Here is a 22,239-nt window from a genome sequence, read left to right on the forward strand (position 1 = left end):
ACGGAGACCGACAATGATGGTGCATCGCCGCCTGCTGTCCCTGGCGGGCGACATCCGCTTCCCGCTGGCGCTCAACATCGTCCTGGGGCTGGCCGTCGCCGCGGCCTACATCACCCAGGGCCTGCTCGTGGCCCAGGTACTCGCCCGCCTGCTCGACGGGCAGGGGCTCGAATCCACCACCTGGCTCCTGGTGTGGCTGGCCGTGGTGGTGGCCGCGAGGCTGGTGCTCCTGGTACTGGCCGAGGTCGCGGCCCAACGCACGGCCCACGCCGTGAAGGAGCGCGTGCGAGGCAGGCTCTACGACAAGCTGCTGCACCTCGGGCCCGGCTATCTCACGCTGAAACGCAGCGGGGACGTGCGCACGGTACTCGTCGACGGGGTCGAGGCCCTGGAGGCGTACTACAGCCGGTACCTGCCGACCGTCGCGCTGTGCCTGCTCGGTCCGACCGGGATTCTGATCTACCTGGCCACCCGCGATCCGATCTCGGCGGCGATCATCGCGGTCTGCATCGCGCTGATCCTGGTCGGGCCACGCCTGCTGGACAGGATGCTGGCCCAGAAGGGCGCGGAGAACTGGGAGGCGTACGGCAGGCTCAGCTCCGACTACCTCGACGTGATGCAGGGCATGACCACGCTCAAGGCCTTCAACGCCACGGCCCGTGAACGCCTGACCTTGTCGCGGCGAGCCGAGGAGTTGCGCGAGGCCACGATGCGCCAGCTGGGCGTCTCGCTGGTCGACAGCGCCGTGACCACGTTCGGTCTGCTGGCCGGGCCGGCCCTGGCGGTCGGCGTGGCCGCCATGCGGCTGGCCTCGGGCTCGGTCGACACGCTGACCCTGTTGCTCGTGCTGGTGCTCGCCCGCGAGTGCTTCCGCCCGCTGGGCGACCTGTCGAAGTACTGGCACGCCGGATATATCGGCATCTCGTCCAGTCAGCAGATCCACGACCTCCTGCGGGAGAACCCGCTGGTGGAGGAGCCCGCGCGGCCGCGGCCGCTGGGCGCTCCCCGCGTCACCTTCGACAACGTCACCTTCCGCTACCCGGAGCGCGAGCGACCGGCGGTGCGCGGCTTCACGCTGGACATCGAGCCGGGCGAGACCGTGGCCGTGGTCGGGCCGTCGGGCGCGGGCAAGTCGACGCTCGTCGCGCTGCTGTTGCGCCACTTCGACGTCACCGAGGGCGGCGTGCGCATCGGCGGCGTCGACGTGCGCGAGGCGGCGCTCACCGACCTGCGCGCGAGGGTGGCCGTGGTCGCCCAGGACACCTACCTGTTCACCGGCACCGTCGCCGACAACATCCGGCTCGGCCGCCCGGACGCCGGCGACGAGGAGGTCGTCGAGGCGGCGAAGGCGGCCCACATCCACGACTTCATCGCCGGCCTGCCCGACGGCTACGCCACCCCGGTGAGCGAGCGCGGGCTGACGCTGTCGGGCGGGCAGCGTCAGCGCGTCGCGATCGCCCGCGCCCTCCTGGCGGACGCGCCGATCCTGGTGCTCGACGAGGCCACCTCCAGCGTGGACGCGGCGGGCGAGGCCCTCATCCAGGACGCGCTGAGCCGGGTCACCGCCGGACGCACCACGCTCGTGGTCGCGCACCGGCTGTCCACCGTCCGCGCGGCCGACCGGATCGTGCTCATGCGCGACGGCGAGATCCGCGAGATCGGCGACCACCACGAGCTGATGGGACGCGACGGCGACTACGCACGGCTCGTGGCCGCCCAGGAGGTGACGGCATGAGCGGCGTCCAGACCACTGATGCCGGCCCGCGCCGTCCCGTCCTGGCGCTGGTCCCCATGGTGTTCGGCCACCCGGTGCTCGCCGGGCTGACGTTGCTGGCCGGGCTGCTGTCGCATGGCCTGGGCATCGCGGCGGCCGCGATGACCGCCTGGATGGTCGGCGAGGCCGTCACCGGTCCCGGCCCCACCTCGCTGTCGACGATCTTCTGGATGCTGATCCTGCTGGTCGTCGCCGCCGCGCTCGCCCGATGGTGGCAGATGTGGGTGGCGCACGACCTGGCCTACCGGCTGTTGGCGACCATGCGCATCCGGCTCTTCGACGGGCTGGAACGGCGCGCCCCCGGCTTCCTCCTCGGCCGCCGCACCGGCGACCTGGCGGGCACCGTCACGGCCGACGTGGAGACCACCGAATGGTTCTACGCGCACACGGTCATCGACTACGCCGTGGCCGCGCTGGTCGCGGTCGGCTCCACGGTCGTGCTCGCCTTCTTCCACCCGCTGCCGGCGCTGGTGGTCGGCGTGTTCCTGGTCCTGCTGGCCACGGTGCCGGTGTGGCTGGCCGGGCAGGCCGACAGGCAGGGCAGGCGGTTGCGCGAGGAACTCGGCGTGCTGGGCGCCGAGGTCGTCGACGGCGTGCAGGGCATGCGGGAGCTGGTCACCTTCGGGCGCGGCGCCGACTACGCGCGGCGGCTGCGCGAACGCACGCGCACGCTCCAGGACCGGCAACTCGCCTACGGTCGCCGCTCCGGAATCGAGCAGGCCGTCACGGACGGCCTGGTCTCGGGCGGGTTCACGGCCGTGCTCATCGTGACCGCCCTCCTGGTCGCCGCGGACGACCTGTCACCGGCGACGCTGCCGGCCGTGGTGATCCTGTCGGTGTCGGCGTTCGGCCCGGTCGTCGACGTCACCGGCACCGCCCGAGCGCTGGGCCAGATCCGTGCGGCGTCCCGCCGCGTCTTCACGGTGAGCAGGCAACGACCCGCCGTCAGCGACGCCGGTACCCGCGCGCCGGAGGAGCCGCTGACGGCCCATGTGAAGTTCGACGACGTGCGGTTCTCCTACACCCCGGACGCCGCGCCCGCACTCGACGGCGCCACGTTCGAGGTGCGGCCCGGCGAGACCGTCGCCCTCGTCGGCCACTCGGGAGCCGGCAAGTCCACCTGCGCCAACCTGCTGCTGCGCTTCTGGGACACCCGGGAGGGCGCGGTCACGATCGGCGGCCGTGATCTGCGGAGCCTGCCGCAGCGGCACATCCGCGACCTCGTGACGATCGTCCCGCAGGACGTCTACCTGTTCAACCGGTCGGTGAAGGAGAACATCCGGCTCGGCCGCCCCGACGCCACCGACCGGGAGGTCGCCGAAGCGGCCGAGCGGGCGCGCGTGGCGGAGTTCGTCGGCGGCCTGCCCGACGGCTACGACACCGTCTGCGGCGAACGCGGCGCGCAACTGTCGGGCGGGCAGCGCCAGCGCGTCGCGATCGCCCGCGTGCTCCTCCGCGACCGCCCGATACTCATCCTCGACGAGGCGGTCTCCAACCTCGACGCGGAGAACGAGGAGGCGTTGCGGGCCGCGGTGCGGACCGCCAGGCAGGGCCGCACCACACTGCTGATCGCCCACCGCCTGTCCACGATCCGGTCGGCCGACCGGATCGTGGTGCTGGACAAGGGCAGGGTCGCGGAACAGGGAACCCACGGCGAACTCGTGGCCGCGAACGGAGCCTACGCACGCCTCCTGGCCCGGCAGGTGGGCGTGACGGACGAGAACGACGCTAGCCCTCGTCGGTCTTGAGGGGACGGGCGCAGGTGCGGGTGATCGCGGCCAGGACGTGGTCGCGGGCGGTGTCGGCCGTGCACAGGTCGGTGAGGACGTAATAGGCCAGTCCTTCGGCTTCCTGACCCTCTACATGCAGAACGTCCTGCACCTGGACGCGCTGGAGACCGGGCTGGGGTTCCTGCCGCACACCGTGCTGACCTTGCTGGTCGGGCTCCGGGTCACTCCCCGGCTGATGCGGCACGTTGACAGCCGGGTGCTGGTCGTAGCGGGGGTGTGGGTCGCCGCGGCCGGGTTCGCCTGGCAGAGCCGGATCACCGTCGACGACACCTACTGGACCGGTGTGGCGGGGCCGGCGGTGCTGATGTCGGTCGGGGGTGCCCTGTTCAACACCCCGCTCACGGCCACCGTCACCTCCGGTGTTGACGCCGGGGACGCCGGGGCGGCCTCGGGGCTGATGAACACCGCCAAACAGGTCGGCGGCGCACTCGGCCCGGCGGCGCTGGTCGCCGTCACCACCGGCCCGGCCACCGGCGAGGCGGCGCTGGCCGCGCAGTACGGCCGGGCGTTCGCGTTGACCGCGGCCGTGCTGGCGGTGGTCGGTGTGCTGGCGGCATGGCTGCCGCGCCGCCGCGACGACACCCCGGGTCGGTGACCCGCCGTCCTTCACGGGCGGCAGTCCGGCAGGCCACAGCGACCTGGCCATAGGGCTGGGAGTTCTCTTTGCCGGACGGGACGTGCCCGGCGCTCAGCGAGCTCCGGCATAAGCCCGGGAGGTGCCCTGTGAGTGCCCTGGCCGGATTTCCCTGGACATTTCATACTCGGTCGCGGCATTCGAGGAACTCAAGGGGAACAGTGAAGAATATCAAGAGCCGTATCGCGATTCTGGCCACGGCCACGGCGATGTTCTGCGCGTCGGGTGCGATCGTGACTTCGCCCGTTCTCGCCGCGACCGGATGGAACCGGTGCCCGGTGGGCTACTACTGCGTCTTCGACGGCCATGACGGGACCGGAACGATGGCCTACTTCAAGTGGGGTTCGCCTAACCTGGCCGACCAGAATATGGACAACAAAGTGAGCTCCTACTGGAACCGGACGACTCGGTACTTCGGTGTTTATGGCGGCTACAACTACACCGGCTGGGGCCTGTGGGGCCAGAAGGGAGAATACAGGAGTAACATTCCGGCCCACTACTACGCCCACAACCGGGCGAGCTCCTTGAGGGCCGTCCAGGTCTAGGCGAGGCACCGCTGGAGCCGAGGTCCGCGCGGCATCTCGGCGGTATCCCATGCCTGGAGTATCCGTCCCTCCGATGCGGTGGGAGAAGGGGCAGCAGATCGCCTGCTGCCCCTTCGCATTTCCCCCGACGCGCGCTCCCGCAGCTACTGAGGCGTCATTCTCAAGGTGAAGTCGAAAAGGTGATGAAGCCGCCGGTGTCGGTGACGCTTACTGACTGGCCGTCCTTCTGCCCCATCACTTTGGTGACCGCTGGATGCGGTGCTTGCGGGTGCTGCGCCGGACGGTAGTTGCAGGGAATGGCTCGTCCACTGACCAGGTAGGTGCCGACCGAGGTCCCGTTTCCCGTACGGCGGTTGCTCTCGTCATAGATACCGGAGGTGGTCAACGTCCAGATCATGAACTGGCCGGGGCGGAAGTTGCCCGGGTTGATCGTCATTTTCCAGCCGCCGGACGGCCGTGGGAGTCGGCTCGGCACGGTGTAGAGGCCGTCCGGCATGTCGTAGACGTTCGGCGGCAGGTCGACCGGCTTGGCATGGGGCTGCGGGCACACCTTGCCCTCGGGGATGGAGTACACGGTCGCCGGTACGCCCAGGGAGCGCAGTTCGCGCGAGAGCGCGTCGGCGTTGCGGGAGTCCAGGATCTCCTGGGTGACCTTGACGGTGACCAGACCGGACGGATCCCGCGTCACCGCGTAGGCGGGCTGCGCGCTTCCCGTCCAGGTCAGCAGCCCGGCCGTGACGGCGGTCGCCGCGCCCAGCGCGCCCGCGATGCCCCACGCAGACCGCGGGTGCGCCAGCCTGCGCGGCGACCGGACCGCCGACGCGCCCTGCTCCTGCCTGGCGGCGACCACCGCGGTCAGCTCGGCCAGCCGCCGTTCCTGGTAGCCCGCGAGCGGGGTTTCTTCGGTGGGGATGCTGTTCATGAGGAGGCTCCCTTCGCCAACGGGGACGGTGAATTGGCGGTCGACCGGGCGGGTGTCGCGTGATCTGGGGGAACGGCGGCCTTCAGCCGTCTTCGGGCGCGGTGCAGCCGAACCCGGGCGGTGCCGTCCCGGATGCCCAGCGCCGCGGCCGCCTCGGCCAGGGGCAGGCCGTCCAGGTCGACGAGCTCGATGACACTGCGCAGCCGCCTGGGAAGCACGGACAGCGTCACGTACAGGTCCCGCGCCGCTCGCTCGGCGTCGATCTGCTCTTCCAGCCGGACGATGTCGTCGCCGTCCAGATGGCGATGACCGCCCGCCCGCTGTGCCTTGTCGAGCTCACCGGAATGGCGCCGCCACTCGGCGGCCACCACGTTCCGGGCGATGCCCAGCAGCCACGCTCGCGGGGTTCCCCTGCCGACCTGATACCGCTCGGCCGCATCGATCGCGACCAGGAACACCTCGGTGGTCAGATCGTCGACCGTGTGCGGATCGGAGATCCGGCGAGCCACGAAGCGGGTCACGTCCGCGACATGCCGCCTGTAGAACACTTCCAGCGCCGCCGGATCGCGACCGATCGCGGTGACGTCCACCGGATCTGTTTCCACGACCGGCTTCTCATCTCCCATCCAAGGCCTCCCGCCATGTGCCGTTTCCACTTCTTGACGGGAGGGCCTCGTCGCGTTACACCGCTCCTCGCGCACGCATGGGTGAACGTCGGGCTCGGGTCATATCGTTCGGCGGTTCGAGAGCGTCCGGTCGAGGAGGACGGCCGGGACGATGGCGGCCGCCAGGGCCGCGCCGATCCAGGTGACGGAGGTGAGGTCCGCGCCGGTGCTCAGTGCCGCCCCGGCCAGCGCCGGGACGAGGCTGATGCCGAGCTGGAACGCCGAGACGGTGGTGGCCCCGGCGAGTGTCGGCGCCGCCGACGCGATGGTGAACACTCGCGCGTAGATGGCGGGGTTCAGCACGAATCCGAAGATTCCCAGGAGCAGGACGAGCGGGACGACGGCCACCGCGTGCCGCGCCAGAACCGCGAGCAGGACGGAGCCCACCAGGATCCCGAGCGCTCCGACCAGAAGTGCCTGAGTGGGCAACCGGTCGGCGATCCGGCCGCCGACGGACAACCCGGCGAAGGCCCCGACACCGAACAGCACCAGAATCGCGGGAACCCACACGGCGGGAATGCCGGTGATGTCGGTCAGGAACGCCGCGAGATAGTTGTAGGTGATCATGTAGGCGGCGGTGCTGAGGATGGTGACGGCGTAGACGACCCACAGTTGCGGCCGCCGCATGACGCGTAGCTCGCGCCGGACGCTGGGCTCGGTGTCCGCGTCGGTCGCGGGGATCGCGAGCAGGCTCAGGACCGCGCCCACGGCGGTCAGGGCGGCGACACCCCAGAATCCGCCGCGCCAACCGGTGAAGTGGCTGAGCAGCGCGCCCGCCGGACCGCCGGCGATCATCGCCAGGCTGAGCCCGCTGACGACGACTCCGGAGGCGCGTGCGGTGCGGTCGGCGGTGACCAGGCCGATCGCGGTGACCGCCGCGACCGCCCAGTACCCCGCGTAGGCGAGACCGCAGACGAACCGGGTGGCCAGCAGCACCTCATAGGAGTCGGTCAGCAGGCCCGTCGCGACGGAAGCGGCGAACACGGCCTGCGTGGTGACCAGCGTGGTGCGGCGCGGCCAGCGCAGCGTCAACAGGGCGAAGGGCGGCCCGCCGATCACGACACCGATCGCGAACGCGGAGATCAGCGCCCCGGCCGAGGACAGGCTGATCTGGAAGTCGTCGGCGATGCCCGGCAGGACACCGGCCAGCAGGAACTCCGCGCTGCCCATCGCGAACAGGCTGAACGCCAGCAGGTAGACACCCGGTGGCAGCGCCCCGCGAGAGACCGACGTGGTCGGCTGTGCCGTTTCGACGTTCACCTTTCCACGCCCCTCGCGGACTCGGCGCGGTGGCGTTCGACGGCGAGGTCGACGTCCTCGTCGACCAGGCCGGCGTTGATGGCGAAGGCCGCGGTGGCTCCCATCCCGGCGGACGAGATCACCATCGCGCGGGGGTCGACCACGTTTCCGACTGCCCACACGCCCGCCACGCTGGTCAGCCCGGTGGGGTCGGTGACCACCCAGCCGTTGGCGGTCTCGCAGCCCAGGCCGGTCAGCAACCCGTCGTTCGGCACCATGTGCGGGAACAGGAACACCGCCGTGCGCCGCACCGTCCGCCCATCGACCAACTCAACGCCGCTCACCCGGCCGCCGTCGGTCACGACGCGCTTGATCTCGCCGTTCACGATGCGCACGCCCCTGGCGGTGAGCCGTTCGTGGTCCTCATCGCTCAACACCAGGGTGTGGGACACCAGCGTCACGTCGTCGGACCACTGCCTCAGCAGCAACGCCTGGTGCACCGCGAGCGGCGAGAAACCCAGTACCGCCAAGGGCTGGTCGCGGACCTCGTACCCGTGGCAGTACGGGCAGTGCAGCACGTCGGCGCCCCAACGCTCCCGCACGCCGGGGATGTCGGGCAGTTCGTCCCGCAGGCCGGTCGCGACCACGATCCGCCGCGCGCTCAGCGCCGCGCCACCGACGAGATGCACGGTGAAGCCGGGCTCGATCCGCTCCACGCGCCCTTCGATCAGCGCCGCTCCGTACCCGGCGACCTCGGCGCGGCCTACCTCCAGCAGCGCTGCGGGCGCCATCCCGTCCCGCGACAGGAACCCCTGCATGTGGGCGGACGGCGCGTTGCGCGGTTCACCGGCGTCCACCACCGCGACCCGCCGCCGCGCCCGCGCCAGCACCAGCGCCGCGTTCAACCCGGCGGCCCCCGCTCCGACCACCACGACGTCGTAGCCGCTGCTCCCCGTCCGATCGTCCATCGCGATCACCTCCGTGGCAGACGATGAACGTCGACCCCGACCGACGGCAACTCTTGTTGCCATTTCTGGGACACCCGAGGTGGAATGGGGGTATGCGACACTCGTCCACGGTCACCGAGGCCCTCGCCGAGGTCGGGCCGCGCCTCAAGCGGCTGCGCACCGAACGCAACGTCACGCTGTCCTCGCTCGCCGAGGCCACCGGCATCTCCACGAGCACCCTGTCGCGGCTGGAAACCGGTCAGCGCCGTCCCAGCCTGGAATTGTTGCTTCCCATCTCGCAGGCCTACCAGATCCCGATCGACGAACTGGTGGGCGCGCCCGAGGTCGGCGACCCCCGCGTCCGGCTGAAGCCCAAGCGCGTGAACGGCAGCACCGTGCTGCCCCTGACCCGCCAGACCGGCCCGCTCCAGGCCTACAAGATGGTCCTCCCGGCCGCCCGCAGCGAGCCCGACCTCTGCACGCACGAGGGCTACGAGTGGCTCTACGTCCTGTCCGGACGGTTGCGCCTCATCCTGGCCGACCACGACCTGCACCTGAGCCCCGGCGAGGTCGCCGAGTTCGACACCCGGCTACCGCACTGGTTCGGGACGACGGGCGAGGGCCCTGTCGAGATGCTCAGCCTCTTCGGCCGCCAAGGCGAACGCATGCACGTCCGTGCCCGCCCACACCAAAAAGCAGCCCCCTGAACACGAACCGGGCGCGGCCACACCAGGACGATGAGATCCCTAACGGCGTTTGCCCGGTCGAAATGCTCAGCGTCTTCGGCCGTCAGGGCGAACGCGTGCACGTCCGTGCCCGGCCCCGCCCCCGCCAGAAAGCGGCGCCGTGAACGCGGGCCGGGCGCGGGGACGTCAGGTCGATGAGATCTCTCATGGCGCCTGCTCGGTTGAAATGCTCAGCGTCTTGAGCCGTCAGGGCGAACGCGTGCACGTCCGTGCCCGGCCCCGCCCCCGCCAGAAAGCGGCGCCGTGAACGCGGGCCGGGCGCGGGGACGTCAGGTCGATGAGATCTCTCATGGCGCCTGCTCGGTTGAAATGCTCAGCGTCTTGAGCCGTCAGGGCGAACGCGTGCACGTCCGTGCCCGGCCCCGCCCCCGCCAGAAAGCGGCGCCGTGAACGCGGGCCGGGCGCGGGGACGTCAGGTCGATGAGATCTCTCATGGCGCCTGCTCGGTTGAAATGCTCAGCGTCTTCGGCCGTCAGGGCGAACGCGTGCACGTCCGTGCCTGGCCCCGCCCCCGCCAGAAAGCGGCGCCGTGAACGCGGGTCGGACGCGGCATTACCAGGACGATGGGATCCCTGACGGCGCCTGCGCGGTGGTGGACGGTGGAGAGCCGTAGCGGCCGGGGGCGAGGTGGAAGCGGGTCGCTCGCCATCGTCCAGGTCGGGGTCAGGCGATTTCGATGTAGTCGAGTTCGGCCCAGCGGTTGTGGTGTTGGAAACGGATGGTGTTCCATCCTCGGGTCAGGTTGACGGAGGCCATGACCTGTTTCCAGTTGTCCCAACCATGGGCGGGATAATCCAGGACGAACCGGGATGTGCCGTTCACTGTCACGGCGTGCTGGGCATTGCCGCCCCCGGCGGCATATGCCACGCGCGCGGTGTACTCCCCGGCGGCCGGTGCGAATACCTGAAGGTCGACCCAGCTGTCCTGGTAGTCCAGCTTGGCCACGACGGCGCCCTGGGACGCGCCGACGGCGCCGGTGCGGACCACGGCGTGGTTCACGGCGCCGCGTTCGGCCTCGTAGCGAACGCGGCTTCCTCGCACGACGGGGTGGTCGTTCGCCCAGCCCAGGTCGGCCGTGTATGCCCAGCGTACGCCGCCGGCACCGCACGTTCCTACCCAGCCGTGGAAGAAGATCCGGTCGCCGAGGACGTCGGCGCCGCCGGGGCCTTGCACCGCGCCGTCGAGGGTGCCGGTCGTCATCAGCGGGCGGTAGGCCTTGGTGAAGGGGCGAGTGAGTGAAGGGGACACGGCGTAACTGGTGAAGTAGTCGTTGCTGCAGTAGGGACCGCCTGCGTAGAGGAGGACGTACTGGGTCGGGCGCCTGATCAGTACGGGGGCTTCGATCACTCCTTCCTCAGCCGGGTGATTGTTGCGGAGCAGTTCTTTTCGAGGGCCGATGAAAGTGATGCCGTCGGGGCGTACTTCCTGGAGCCAGATGATCGAGGGGATGTTTCCGAGCGCGTTACCGTCGTTCTTGTAGACCAGGTATCTCTTTCCGTCGGTGTCGACGAAGGTTGTCGGGTCGATGTCGCCGCCCTCGGCCAGGTCGCAGACGAGGGGGCCGTCGCCGATGGGTTGGAACGGGCCGAGAGGGCTGGTCGCGAGTGCGGCGCCGACGCACATGCGCCTGGGTGTGGTCGCGGCGCGCGGGGCGGTGAAGTACAGGAGGTACTGACCGTCCGCGCGTCGGGAGACGTCCGGTGCCCAGAAACCGCCGTCCTTTTCCGCCCACGACGGTTTCGTGGGCAGGACGTCCCCACGTATGGTCCATGGGCCGGCAGGGGACGGCGCGCTGGCGACAGGGACCGTGCCCGCCGAGCTGCTGGTGGAGTAGGCGTAGACGGTGGATCCGACCTTGAGAAGGTCCGGGTCGGGGAAGTCGGCGGCGATGGCGACGGCGGGACGCACCGTGTCCGCCGCCAGAGCCCGGCCGACCTGCACCGCTGTCGTCACCAACATGGTGACGACCAGCAGCAACGTGAGAACAGCCGATCGCACAGGCCCCCCTGGTGAGTGTGCGGACGATCAGGTTTCGCGGACTGCCCCACCGTGGCGGACGGCGTGTACCGGGGCAGGCCGGGGCTTCATTGCAGGTAGCTGAGGCGGCGGGTCCCCGCCCAGTTCTGGTTGGTGATGCGGTAGTGATGTGTGGCTTCACTCTCCGGATGGTCCATACCGACGTCGACCGTGTCGGCTCGGGACCAGGTGCCGTTGATCTTCTGGTCGACGAAGTAGGTGAACTCGTTGAAGTCCAGCTCCGAGGAGACGAACGTGTTCGTGATGGTGAGTTCGCGGTGCCCCGCTGTCAGCACGGCGGGGAGGACGACGCTCTGGTCCTTCCACACCCGCGCTTCTCCCTGCATGGGTTGCCAGACCGCGGCCAGGACCCCGTCCACGGAGATGGTCGCGGTTTGTCTGCCGATGATGGCGTCGAGACGGCGGGTCAGTCTCAGCTCGGTATGAGCGGGGTCGACGGTCACGGTGAACTGGCTCGACCCACCGCTTTTGAACGCACGACCGTCGTCGGTCAGGGTGAGGAGAAGGGGCGGTTCCGGATCGGTGAGCGCCGAGAGGCCGAGGGCGGTGCCCAGGGCGGGGACGGCGGCGAGCCCGACCGCCAGTACGAGGCGGCGCCGAGCACGTTTTCGGCCTCGGCCGGGCTTGTCCACGAGCGGTCGAGTGTTCTGCTCCGTGGTCGCGACGCGGTCCGCGGACTTGCTGAGGGAGACCTCGGGTCCGGTGTGGGCCGTTCCGGAGAGTTGCGGCATGGCGGAGATCTGGGAGATCTTCACCCGTTCCCATGCCCGTTCCCAGTCGGGGAGCTCGGCCTCGGGCACCTGACATGCCCGCAGGAACGCCATCATCACCGCCTTCTTGGGGAACCTGCGACCCGCCAACATGTCCGAACAGGTCGCCCGCGGCAGCCGGGTCCCGCCCGACCTGTTCGACCGCAGCTCCAACTCGCGCAGCGACACATCGGCCCGCGCGTACTGCTCGGACAGCAGTCTCGCGAGTTCCTCTCCGCACGTCACCGAGTCCAGCTCGGACCGACGTACGGTCCGGGAAGCCTCTGAATCATCACTGATTGTCACGTCGGACCTCTGCGCTTTGGTCTTGCCGTGCCTGATCTCGATTATCCCCCAGATCTTGGCTCAGAGTATCTGTGTGGTGACTATGTGTGTCCGATTGTGGTCGGACCCCGTCGTCCGCTTCCGGACGAGGGTGGACGAGCCTGTCCGGCGCCCTGTCGGACACCTTGAGCAGCGGGTTCTCCTCGTCCTGGGGTGCGGGCCGCCTCCGCTGCGCGGTGTCAGGCGCAGCGGTGGGCGGACCCGCCCTCGGAACGCGGAGAACACGTCGGCCCTCCGGAGCCGAACACTTGTGTCTCGCCGGTCGAACCGGCGAGACGGATCGGAGAACGTCATGCACACCACCGCGATAGCGGTCGGCGGTCTGCCGGCCACCGTCACGGCAGGTCTGCTGGTCCTGGGGGGTCTCGGTCGACGCCCACGCCTCGGCCGTCGACGGGCGCAGCGCTCTCAACGGTCTCTGCTGTAAGGACTACGACGCCAACGGTTTCAAGAACAATGACCACTTTCGTGCCAGGGCGCGCATCCCTTCGAGTGAGTACGGCGCCTGAAACGGCCGCAGTAGCGGCGGCGCGCGGTGTGGCCTGAAGGGCGGTCGGCTACTGGCGTTCGACGAAACTGCCATGGCGCTGGTTACCTGACGAGCCACGGTATTTACCGCTGACCGTAATCACACGTCTGGGTTTGCCTCCTGACCGCATTCGTGGTCAGGGGGCTTTCCTTAGGCGCCGGCCAATGGCCGACCAGTACTCATGAGGTCTACTTTCGTAGTCTTTGGCCAGGCTGTGTGACCGCGGTCCCCATCACGCATGCGATGTCGTTCGGTCGGCTGCCTCGCTCCACTCCTGATGGCTGCCGGTGATTTCGCGGTACGGCTGGACGTTATGCGCGACGTCATGGCTGCGATTTCGCGAAATGACTTGTGGGGGCGCGGTGACCGCCAGCACGATGGCGGTGACCGGAGGAGGAACGCATGCGCGTGAACGCCTATCTCGACGTGGAGATCGTGGCGCACGAGACCGAAGACGAACTATCGCTTCTGATGGAGATCGAGGCCCCGGAACCGTCCGGCGAACGGACCGAAAGACCCGCCGGGACGTTCGTCGTCGTCCTCGACCGGAGCGGTTCCATGGGAGGTGGACGGCTGGCCGGGGCGAAGACCGCGCTGAGCACGGTCGTGGACCGGCTCGATCCGAGCGACAACTTCGGCGTCGTGACGTTCGACCACGAGGTCGAGGTGGTCGTGCCGGCCGGTCCGCTGCGCGACAAGGCCGCGGTCAAGCGGGCGATCGAGGGGGTGACCTGCCGCGGTTCCACCGACCTGTCGGCGGGCTACCTGCGCGGTCTCCAGGAGGCCCGGTCGGTGGCCGGGCCGACCGGGGCGACATTGCTGGTGGTCAGCGACGGGCACGCCAATGTCGGGATCACCGAGGCGGGAGCGCTCGGCGCGATCGCGGCGGGGGCGCGCGAGCAGAACGTCACCACCTCGGCGCTCGGCTACGGTCTGGGCTACGACGAGGCGATCATGTCGGCGCTCGCCCGGGAGGGGCTGGGGAACGAGCTGTTCGCCGAGGAACCCGACACCGCCGCCCAATTGATCGTCGGGGAGGTCGACAACCTGCTGGATCTGGTCGCCCAGGCCGCCTCGGTGTTGATCCGGCCGTCCGAACGGGTCAGGGCGGTCCGGTTGCTGAACGAACTGCCGTCCTCGGCCGGGCCGAACGGTGTGCGGGCCGAACTCGGCGGTTTCTACGCCGACGAAAGGCGAAAGTTGCTGGTGGTCCTGGAGATTCCGGCGATCGGCGCGCTCGGTCTTGCCGAGGTGGCGACGCTGGAGTTCACCTGGGTGGAAATTCCCACGCTGAAGGAGCACACCGTGACCGTTCCCGTGCACGTGAACGTGGTGCCGGGAGATGAGGCGGCGGGCCGGATTCCCGATCCGGTGGTGCGGACCGAGGTCGCCTACCTGCGGACGCAGCAGGCCAAAAGGCGGGCATCGGCTTTCCTGTCGCAGGGTGACACCCAGGCCGCGCTCCGCGAGATCGGTGCCGCGCAGGCGCTCAATGACGCCGCCCGCGCGCAGGCCCCGGCGGAACTCGTCGACGACCTGGCCGAGGAGGCCGAGGCCCTCGAATACCTGCAACGAGAAATCCAGCGCGGGCAGATCAGCCGGGCCGCGAAGTACTCCTCCCAGGACAGTGCCATGAAGGCCGGCAACTCCGGTCAGTCGGGTTACCAGTCACGCCCCTCTTATCGGCGGAAGAAGGACGAGGATCAGCAGTGATCTGAGCCTTTCGTTGTGCGGTCGCCATTCCTCCGTAGCTCATCGAGAGCGGCTCGTGGAGGGATGGCGACCTCGTCTTCGACGAAGATGTCCACCCTCGGGGCTCCTGCCGAACCGGGACGGTCGGACGCGGGACGCGCGGCCACGAGAGGGCCTTGGCGGGCGGCCGGCCCGCCTCCGGCCACGTGCCCCGAGTACGGCCCGGCCGCCAGGACGCGGACCGCGCCTGGCCGACGTGTCGTCGGTGATCGGGGCCCGTGGCCGTGGCAGGTCGCGCGGGTCGGGCGGCGACCCCGCCGCAGGCGGCGGGACGGGTGCGCGGGAGATCCGCGTGAAGCCGTTGGTCCCGTCGTGATGCCGGACAGCGCGTGGACGGGTTTCCGATGGGCGGTCAAGCGCGAGAAGTCGGTGCCGGCACCGGTCTGAGCAGGTCTGGTGCGATGTGTGCTGCCGGTCCCTGTCGACCATCGGTGCTGGTCAGGGCAGGAGGTTGGTGCGTGGGTGGTGGGGGCGCGAGTGGTCGGTGTCGGCACGGGTTCGAGCAGGTCTGGTGCGATGTGTGCTGCCGGTCCCCGTCGACCATTCGTGCTGGTCAGGGGCGGGGAGGTCGTTCGTGGGCGGTTGCGGCGCCCCGCGTCAGGTTCGTGACTCACCGGTGGCCGGGGCGGTGGAGAGAAATGGTCAATCACGATGTTACGCGAGTGGTCTGTTCGCTTGCGGCGCCGTTGTGACAGTGCCAGGAATGTCCATATCCGGCCATTTTGTTGAGGTTGGAGGGTGGGGCTCGGGGGCGGGTGGTCCGATGTAGTAAAGAGGGGTGGATTGTCGGCCTGGTACGGACTGGTCCAGACCAGTGCACTGTATAACAATCACTGTGGCCAACTTGAGCTTCTTACCCCTAATGCCGTAAATATGAGCACGGAATCCAGCTCAATATCGGACGTGCGGGGGCGCCGGTGGAAGAAACGTTCGTCCTGCAGAAGCCCTTCGGTCATTCGGGACGGGTCGAGCTCGGCTTCACCCCGCAGGACGACCTCCAGCACGAGGACCAGCTCGCCGTACACCGCTACGGCCGGACCGGCGACCGTGACGCCCTGGTCAAGACCGCCGTGTCGCGCACCGGGACGAAGGTGCTGCGCCGCGAGGCCGACGCCTACAACCGGATGAGCGGAAAGCACACCGCGTTCGGCCGGTTGCTGGGCTTTCGGACCGCGCAGGACCCGGTCTGCCTCATGGTCACCAGGCGCGGCGTACCGATCTCCCGGTGCGATCCGAAGCTGCGGCTCGACGCGACCCAGCTCGACAGGGCGGCGCGCGACCTGTTCGGTGCGCTGGCGACGCTCGCGGACCTCGGGTTCGCGCATCGGGCCGTGTCGGCCGACAGCGTGTTCTGGGACGGTCTCCAGATCCAGTTGCAGAACTTCGGTCATGTGGAGCCGCTCTTCACGATCGCGGGGTTGCACGAGTCCGCGCTGGGGTCGCCCACCGGGCTGCCGGTCAGCGATGTCCCAGACGCGCGGGCGGCGGCGCTGCTGCTGTGCCGCCTCGCCACCGGAAGCGCCGACGGCCGTCCCGCGACGGCGCTCGGGAGGCTCGCGGACGCCGCTCCCCGCCTCGCCGAGGCCCTCGAACCGGCCCTGCTCGCCGACGTTCCCCCGACGCCTAAGGAGATGGCGGAGCGGCTGCAGCGAAGTCGTCCCGTCCAGCGGCGCCCCGCCCAGGAAGGTGGCCAGGAGCGTCCGGGGACGGACGAGCGGCACGTCGGGCTGGACGCGCATCGCCGGGAGTTCCGGGAGCTGCGCCGCCAGCAGCGGGAGTTCAACCGGGCCGGGGCGAAGCCCAGGCGGGCCGGCGCCGCGGAACAGGCGCGGGCCGCGGCCCGACCGGCGGCGCATGCCGCGCAGGCGGCGGGGTCGGAGCCGTCGCCGCCTGAAGGCGGTTCCCGGTCGTGGTTCGTGTTCGGTCTGTTCGCCCTGGTCGCCGTTCTGCTGTTCGTCCTGGTGGTGAGGTAAACGTGAGCGATCTCGAAGCCCCGCGTCCGAAGATGCCGCCCAGGCGGGACGGGCCGCCGTATCCGATGCCGCCGTCGACACCACCCGAGCCCCGCATCGAGTACACGCCGCCGGGCTCCGCGGAACCGCCGCCTTCTCCGCCGTCGTTCGAGAAGGAGCCGGAGAATCTCTCGCGCAGGCCCCGCACTCCGGGCCCGCCGGACGATCCGCCGGGACGCAGGATGGTGTGCCCCTACTGCCTCAGCGAGTTCGACTGGGACAGCGCCCCGCTGATCAGCCGTGACACGGCGGACGGCGAGGTCGCGCTGGTGCGCGCGCCGGGCGAGAACGAGGTCCGCTGGCGCAACCGGACCATGCACGCCTGGCGGGTCTGCGAGATGACCGACGAGGACCATTTCATCCCCGCCGCGATCGGCGGCATGACCACGCTGATCGTCGGCATGGTCGGGCAGGCGGGGTCGGGCAAGTCCAGCCTGCTGTGGGCGATGATGGAGGAACTCGGCCAGTCCGCGTTGAAGATCTCCCACCGGCTGGACGTCCTCCCCCTGGACCCGCGCCTCCAGCAGGAGTTGTTCGACCGGAACCAGCTCGGCCTGTTGAACGAACGCAAGCTGCTGCCCGCCACCCGGCTCCCCGTGACCCCGGAGTTCGCCTGCGCGTACCGGATCACCAGCGGGCACACCGGCGAGCAGTACGCACTGCTGATCTTCGACGTGCCCGGGGAGATCTTCACGCGGGGCGGTATCGCCGCGTCCACCCCGTTCATGTCCATCGCGGACGCGTTGATGTTCGTGGCGGACGGCGCGAGCCTCGACACGCGGCACGGCCGCCGGACCAGCGACCCCGGGTTCACCGCGGTGCTGTCCCATCTCGCGCACGTCCATCCGGGGCGGGGCCGGGAGTTCCTGCCGATCCCCGCCGCCATGGTCGTCGCGAAGTCGGACACGCTGCGCGTCTTCAAAGAGGTCGACGAGTGGCTCGGCCGCAAGGACGACCTCGATCTGCACACGGTCGAACAGGAGTCCGAGGACGCCTACGCCTTCCTCAAGGCGCGCGGGGTGGAGTCGTGGCTCGTCCCCGTCCAGAAGTTCGCGGACTCCACATTGCACTTCGCGTCGGCCACGGGCGTCGAGGCGCAGGACGGCGAGTACCCGGAGAAGTCGTTCCGCCGCCAGCGGGTGCTTCGCCCGCTGCTGTCCCTGCTGGCGATGAAGGGCGTCCTGCCCCGCGAGAGCCTCGGCACCGTACCGGAGGACGCATGAGCGAATCCGCTCCTTCGCCCGACCGCGTCGACCACATCGTGTTCGCCTGGTCGGAACGGCTGCTCATCGGCGGCAGCGGTCTCGGTCCCGTCGCGTCCTCGCTGGACAGGGACGGCCTGCGGCTGTGGAACGACCGTCTGGTCGGGGGTGACGCGGCCGTCGGGCAGTGGCACTACGGCGCCGCCGAGTGCGTCGCGCTGGGGGCGCTGCGGCTCGGTCAGCACGGTGTCGCGTTGCGGCTGCTGCCGGCCCGGGACGCCAACGGCCGGGTCTCCCAGCTCGTGCACGCGCTGATCGGCCCCGCCGCGACGGTCGACGCGCGGCTCGCGCTCGGCCTGCACGCCTGGCCGGGCTGGGTGACCCCCGACGACGTGCCCGGCCTGCCCGACTCGCTGTCGCCCTGGGACGCGGCGGAGCTGCGGACGTTCGCCCGCACGGCCATGGACGCGTTTCCGCTGCGGCACGAGCCGCTGGCGGGGCTGCTCGCGGGCGTGCTCGCGGCGCCCACGGACCGGTACGCGGCGGTCATCGTGCCGGGCGATCTGGACCTGGTCGCCGGGCTCGTCCGCCGGTTGGGCGGGGTGGCGGGCGACGAGCCGTGGACGATGATGCTCGGCGCGACCGTCACCCGTGCCGAGCTGCGGCCCCGCCTGCTCGTGTCGGAGCTGGACGACGCCCGCCGCGGCCGCGTCCAGCTGACCACGGCGCCGACCGGCGACGCGCGGCTCGACCGGGGTGCCATGCTGCTCGCCGCCCTCCCGGACGCGGCCCCGCCACGGACGCCGCTGACCACCCCGGCCACCTTGCTGGACTGGGTGGAGAGCGAGCACCAGCGGGCGACGAAGGTCCTGGATCTCATCGACCGCGCGCTCGCCGGGACGCTCGACGACGACGCGCGCCGCCATCTCGACGGGCCGTCCGGGCAGGACCGGCTGCGCGCCGAGCTGCGGCATGTCGGCGCGGTGGAGTTCGCCGACCGGTTGCGCCGCTGGGCCGCCGACCCGCCACGCGGGCTCGGCAACGCGGCCAGGACGCTGCGCATCCTCGCCGCGGAGCGGTACCTCGCCGAGGCCGGGGAGTCGCGGGAGGTGGCCGAGCCGTTGGCGGACGCGGCGCGGCGGATGGACATCACGGTCGTCGAGGCGTCCCGCGTCCTCGCGAACTGGTTCGGTGGGCTCACGCAGGTCACCCCGTGGCACCAGTACGAGGCGGTGTACTTCGCGCTCTGGTTCGGTGTCGAGGTGACGACCGACCCGACCGTCGGGAAGGCGCTGCACGGCATCCCCGTGGAGGACCTGCTGAGCTGGGCGGCGTCGATGGCGGCGGAGGGTCAGACCGACGCGGCCCTGCATTTCATGCGCGCCGCCTACGACCGCTGGCGCCGCTCGACGGACCGGGCGGGGAACGAGAAGGTCCGCGCGCTGCTGCGGGAGACCGGGACGTTCCACGAGACGATCCACCGGCTGGTCGCGGCCGGTGACGCGACCGCCGAGGAGGAGACCCACCTCTACCGGATCGTCCTGCACCTGGCCTACGGCGCCCCGATCGTCGACATGAAGGCCGTGCTGGGCGCGTTGCCGATGGACGCCGCGCTGACGGAGTACCGGCCGTGGACGGCGGTCGCCGCCGTCGTCGAACGCCGCGACCTCGTGTTCCAGGTCGCGGCGCACGCCTACAACCGGAACGCGCCACAGGTGGTTCTGGAAGAGCTGCTACGCCGGTTCAGCAGCGCCGACCTCATCCTCGGGTTGGCGGCCCGCCCGGGGCAGCCGGGTCTGCTGGTTCCCGTTTGCGAACTGCTACGGACCCGCCGCCACGACGCCGACCAGCGTCAGGCCAACCGCAGGGCGCTGCTGGAGAACGGCTTCCTGATCGACCTGGTCGAATCGGCGTGGCAGGCGGCACCCGACCGTCGCCTCGCCGCCTACGGGCACTTCATCGGCGGCGCCTACCGCGTGGGGGACCGGGCGAGGCAGGACGGCGCGGGCCTGAGCGTCGCCGACGTCCAGGAACTGCTCGCACTGGGCGGGCCGCCATCGTTCGGTCTGGCCGTCCTCGCGGCGGCCGGTACGGACGCGGTGCTGACCGTCCTGGTCGGCGAGACACAGCGGCACGCGGTCGAAATGGGGCTGTCGGAGGACCTGGTCCGCCAGATCACGCGCGGCCCGTACTTCCGTCCCCCGCAGGTCGAACAGGTCGAGCCGGACGACGTTCCGACGCCTGCGCCCGTACCGTCCCCCCGGGATCCGATTCCGGGGGGCCCCGACCCGAAGCAGCCCCCTTCCTTCGGCGGCGGCGACAGGGCGTGCGGCGTCTGCGGCGAAGACCACCACCAGGCCGACGAAGTCGGGAGGAGATTCCCCGGCGCCGGGTTGGGGCTCAACCGCAACGCGCTCATCAGCGGCGGAGTCCTCGCGCTCGTGCTGGTGCTGCTGATCTACATCCTGTTCGTGCGCGGCGGATCGGACGATGACCCGCCCCGCCGGGTGACCCCCACCGTGACCCCGACCGTGACCGTGACCGTCACGAAGCCGCCCAAGGCACCGACAGGACAGAACGACTGATGGCCCCACCTTCGGCCCCCGCCGCGAGCGGCACCGACCACCGGTCCGCCCCGGACCCCCTGACCGCCGACGAGCGGCTGCGCTCCATCAGCGAACGGCTGGACGGCTACGCCGCGAAGGCGGACAGGCATGCCCACGGCGCGGACGCGACCGGTCCCGTGCTGCTGCGTCGGCTGGCCCGTGATCTCGACCCCGCCAGTGGCCGCGCCCTGGCGGGCGTCGACCTCGTCACCGCCTACCCGGCCGATGCGCTGCTGCCCGAACCGGCGCCGTCCCGTGTCCTGGAACTGGTGCTGTTCTGGGCGCGGCTGCTGCGGGACGTGCTCGTCTTCGTGCCGATCCTGATCACCTGGCTGAAACTCCACGAGGCGCTCAGCGCCTACGGCAAGGCGGGCAGCGAGTCCTCGTTCCTGCTCGGCTGGCAGGCCGGTTCGTTCCAGCGCGACCACATCAGGCAGGGCGTCCAGGACTTCGACCCGCTGTCGACGACGGCGTGGTGGGTCGTCGTCACCGTCGCGGTCGTGATCGTGTTCGCGATCGCGGTGAACGCGTGCGAGAACCGCCTCGACCGTCCCCGCTTCGAGGACGAGCGCGTGCGGATCACCCAGGACCTGGCGCTCGCGACGCACCTGCTCGCCGGGACGCCCGACGACCAGATGTCCTACCGGGACGTCCGCGCGCTGGTCCGCCGGTTGGAGACCAGCGTCGGCGGGCTCGTCGACCGGCTGGCCGGCACCGCCGAGGAGATCCGCGCGGCGCTGGAGAGCAGCACCGGCAAACGGATCGAGGAGGCCCTCCAGGCCTGGATCGACAAGTCCGCGGCGCTGGAACGGGCGCTTGAGGCGATTCAGGCGCCCGCCGAGACGCTGGCGGCGTTCCGGGTGTTGCAGGACGACATCGCCGCCGGTCAACGCGAACTGCGCGCCGAACTGGCCGCCCTGGTCACACAGGTCGAACGGGCGACGCTCGCCGCCACCGACCACGCCGACACCGTCCGGCACTACCAGGACTCGGGACACGAGCTGATCAGCGGCTCGGTGCACCGGCTCGTCGCGAGCACCGACCGGCTCGGCGTGGCGCTCGACCGGCTGGAGGACCTGGTCGCCGAGTCCCGCGCGTTCGTCGCCTACGCCCGGGACGCGGGTGAGCGCGACGCGGACGGGGGCGTGCCGCGGTGAGCGGGCGCGCGTCCCGGCGGTCGCGGCGGGCCTCCAGGTTCAGCGCGGCCCATCTCGCGGGCTGGCTGTTCGCCGACCTGATGCTCGTGCTGTTCCTCGTCGCGATGGCCGTGCAGCGTCCCGCCGAGATCCCGCAGGAACCCCGGGGCGACGACCGGCCCACTCCGCAGGGGCCGCGCGTCCTCGGCCAGGACTTCTGCGAGTTCATGATCCCGGTCCAGGCGGAGGGGCTGCTCGGCGGCGACCGCGCCGCGACCGCCGACCTGTTGGCCAAGGTCGACCGGGCGGTGGACGGCAGGAGCCGGTCCTGGCTGCACGGGCCCGAGATGCGGAGCGCCGGTGGCCGCGCCCGCTGCGAGGCGCAGCTCGGCGAGGACGCGCAGGTCGGCTTCTACCTCGTCTACGGCGCCAGGGAGCACACCGACAGCGGGGTCGTCCTCGGCCGGAACGCCGCAAAGGCCATCAAGTCCGGTGATCCACGCTTCCGCGCGGCGATCTACCGGGCGGCCTGGACGGGCGGGGCGGGCAACAGCTCGGTCCAGCTCATCGTCTTCTTCTACCAGAACTGATCGACACGGGATGTGATGG

Annotated in this window: 18 protein-coding genes; 11 read left to right on the top strand and 7 right to left on the bottom strand. The window is 70.5% G+C overall.

The genetic code is table 11. The features are described from left to right. Nucleotides 1–13: 13 nt before the first annotated feature. On the top strand, nt 14–1,735 hold the full coding sequence (cydD, locus tag BZB76_RS05255; protein WP_121433104.1) for a thiol reductant ABC exporter subunit CydD: 1,722 nt from the start codon (nt 14–16) through the stop codon (nt 1,733–1,735). Next, nucleotides 1,732–3,522 carry a thiol reductant ABC exporter subunit CydC gene (gene cydC, locus BZB76_RS05260; protein ID WP_121433105.1) on the top strand — a complete coding sequence of 597 codons (1,791 nt, stop codon included), beginning with the start codon at nt 1,732–1,734 and terminating at the stop codon, nt 3,520–3,522. Before cydD ends, cydC begins: the two co-directional genes overlap by 4 nt. Here cydC and BZB76_RS34600 read toward each other — a convergent pair. After that, the gene (locus BZB76_RS34600) at nt 3,503–3,655 is read right to left on the bottom strand and encodes a hypothetical protein (RefSeq protein WP_170180514.1); all 153 of its coding nucleotides are present in this window, start codon (nt 3,653–3,655) and stop codon (nt 3,503–3,505) included. The two genes, cydC and BZB76_RS34600, sit on opposite strands and share 20 nt — an antisense overlap. On the opposite strand from BZB76_RS34600, the gene BZB76_RS05265 reads away from it, so the two are divergent. Together BZB76_RS05265 and BZB76_RS05270 are read left to right on the top strand one after the other, a co-directional pair. Then, the gene (locus tag BZB76_RS05265; RefSeq protein WP_121433106.1) at nt 3,638–4,159 is read left to right on the top strand and encodes an MFS transporter; all 522 of its coding nucleotides are present in this window, start codon (nt 3,638–3,640) and stop codon (nt 4,157–4,159) included. The genes BZB76_RS34600 and BZB76_RS05265 overlap by 18 nt on opposite strands. Nucleotides 4,160–4,359: 200 nt before the next feature. Beyond that, on the top strand, nt 4,360–4,743 hold the full coding sequence (locus tag BZB76_RS05270; protein WP_211342834.1) for a peptidase inhibitor family I36 protein: 384 nt from the start codon (nt 4,360–4,362) through the stop codon (nt 4,741–4,743). Between the two features lie 160 nt (nt 4,744–4,903). Here the strand turns inward: BZB76_RS05270 and BZB76_RS05275 are convergent, their stop codons facing one another. The 4 genes from BZB76_RS05275 to BZB76_RS05290 all read right to left on the bottom strand — a co-directional run bounded on the left by BZB76_RS05275 (nt 4,904) and on the right by BZB76_RS05290 (nt 8,537). Further along, a complete protein-coding gene (locus BZB76_RS05275) occupies nt 4,904–5,665 on the bottom strand; it encodes a hypothetical protein (RefSeq protein ID WP_121433107.1) in 762 nt (253 codons plus the stop codon). Next, a complete protein-coding gene (locus BZB76_RS05280; protein WP_121433108.1) occupies nt 5,662–6,291 on the bottom strand; it encodes an RNA polymerase sigma factor in 630 nt (209 codons plus the stop codon). The genes BZB76_RS05275 and BZB76_RS05280 overlap by 4 nt, the downstream gene beginning before the upstream one ends. Nucleotides 6,292–6,390: 99 nt before the next feature. Then, nucleotides 6,391–7,590, bottom strand: coding sequence for a Cmx/CmrA family chloramphenicol efflux MFS transporter (locus BZB76_RS05285; RefSeq protein ID WP_121433109.1), 1,200 nt, complete (start codon nt 7,588–7,590; stop codon nt 6,391–6,393). Further along, nucleotides 7,587–8,537 (bottom strand): NAD(P)/FAD-dependent oxidoreductase, encoded by a 951-nt coding sequence (locus tag BZB76_RS05290; protein ID WP_121433457.1) that lies wholly within the window; start codon nt 8,535–8,537, stop codon nt 7,587–7,589. Before BZB76_RS05290 ends, BZB76_RS05285 begins: the two co-directional genes overlap by 4 nt. 92 nt (nt 8,538–8,629) lie before the next feature. On the opposite strand from BZB76_RS05290, the gene BZB76_RS05295 reads away from it, so the two are divergent. After that, the gene (locus BZB76_RS05295; protein WP_121433110.1) at nt 8,630–9,223 is read left to right on the top strand and encodes a helix-turn-helix domain-containing protein; all 594 of its coding nucleotides are present in this window, start codon (nt 8,630–8,632) and stop codon (nt 9,221–9,223) included. A gap of 702 nt (nt 9,224–9,925) precedes the next feature. On the opposite strand, the gene BZB76_RS05305 is transcribed toward BZB76_RS05295, so the two are convergent. Both BZB76_RS05305 and BZB76_RS05310 read right to left on the bottom strand, forming a co-directional pair. Next, nucleotides 9,926–11,260, bottom strand: coding sequence for a family 43 glycosylhydrolase (locus tag BZB76_RS05305; RefSeq protein ID WP_211342835.1), 1,335 nt, complete (start codon nt 11,258–11,260; stop codon nt 9,926–9,928). An 86-nt stretch (nt 11,261–11,346) separates the two neighbouring features. Continuing rightward, nucleotides 11,347–12,294 carry a hypothetical protein gene (locus BZB76_RS05310; RefSeq protein ID WP_121433111.1) on the bottom strand — a complete coding sequence of 316 codons (948 nt, stop codon included), beginning with the start codon at nt 12,292–12,294 and terminating at the stop codon, nt 11,347–11,349. A 1,030-nt stretch (nt 12,295–13,324) separates the two neighbouring features. On the opposite strand from BZB76_RS05310, the gene BZB76_RS05315 reads away from it, so the two are divergent. The 6 genes from BZB76_RS05315 (at nt 13,325) to BZB76_RS05340 (ending at nt 22,220) form a co-directional block, all read left to right on the top strand. Next, entirely contained in the window at nt 13,325–14,635 is a 1,311-nt protein-coding gene (locus BZB76_RS05315; protein WP_121433112.1) for a vWA domain-containing protein, read from the top strand. A gap of 956 nt (nt 14,636–15,591) precedes the next feature. Continuing rightward, the gene (locus tag BZB76_RS05320) at nt 15,592–16,647 is read left to right on the top strand and encodes a hypothetical protein (RefSeq protein ID WP_121433113.1); all 1,056 of its coding nucleotides are present in this window, start codon (nt 15,592–15,594) and stop codon (nt 16,645–16,647) included. Between the two features lie 2 nt (nt 16,648–16,649). Next, on the top strand, nt 16,650–17,909 hold the full coding sequence (locus BZB76_RS05325; RefSeq protein ID WP_147449332.1) for a hypothetical protein: 1,260 nt from the start codon (nt 16,650–16,652) through the stop codon (nt 17,907–17,909). Beyond that, entirely contained in the window at nt 17,906–20,473 is a 2,568-nt protein-coding gene (locus BZB76_RS05330; protein ID WP_121433115.1) for a proline dehydrogenase family protein, read from the top strand. Before BZB76_RS05325 ends, BZB76_RS05330 begins: the two co-directional genes overlap by 4 nt. After that, complete coding sequence (locus tag BZB76_RS05335; RefSeq protein ID WP_121433116.1) at nt 20,473–21,651, top strand: hypothetical protein; 1,179 nt, start codon at nt 20,473–20,475, stop codon at nt 21,649–21,651. The genes BZB76_RS05330 and BZB76_RS05335 overlap by 1 nt, the downstream gene beginning before the upstream one ends. Continuing rightward, on the top strand, nt 21,648–22,220 hold the full coding sequence (locus BZB76_RS05340; RefSeq protein WP_121433117.1) for a hypothetical protein: 573 nt from the start codon (nt 21,648–21,650) through the stop codon (nt 22,218–22,220). The genes BZB76_RS05335 and BZB76_RS05340 overlap by 4 nt, the downstream gene beginning before the upstream one ends. Nucleotides 22,221–22,239: the final 19 nt, after the last annotated feature.

It is taken from the genome of Actinomadura pelletieri DSM 43383 (assembly GCF_003634705.1).
GTDB lineage: Bacteria > Actinomycetota > Actinomycetes > Streptosporangiales > Streptosporangiaceae > Spirillospora > Spirillospora pelletieri.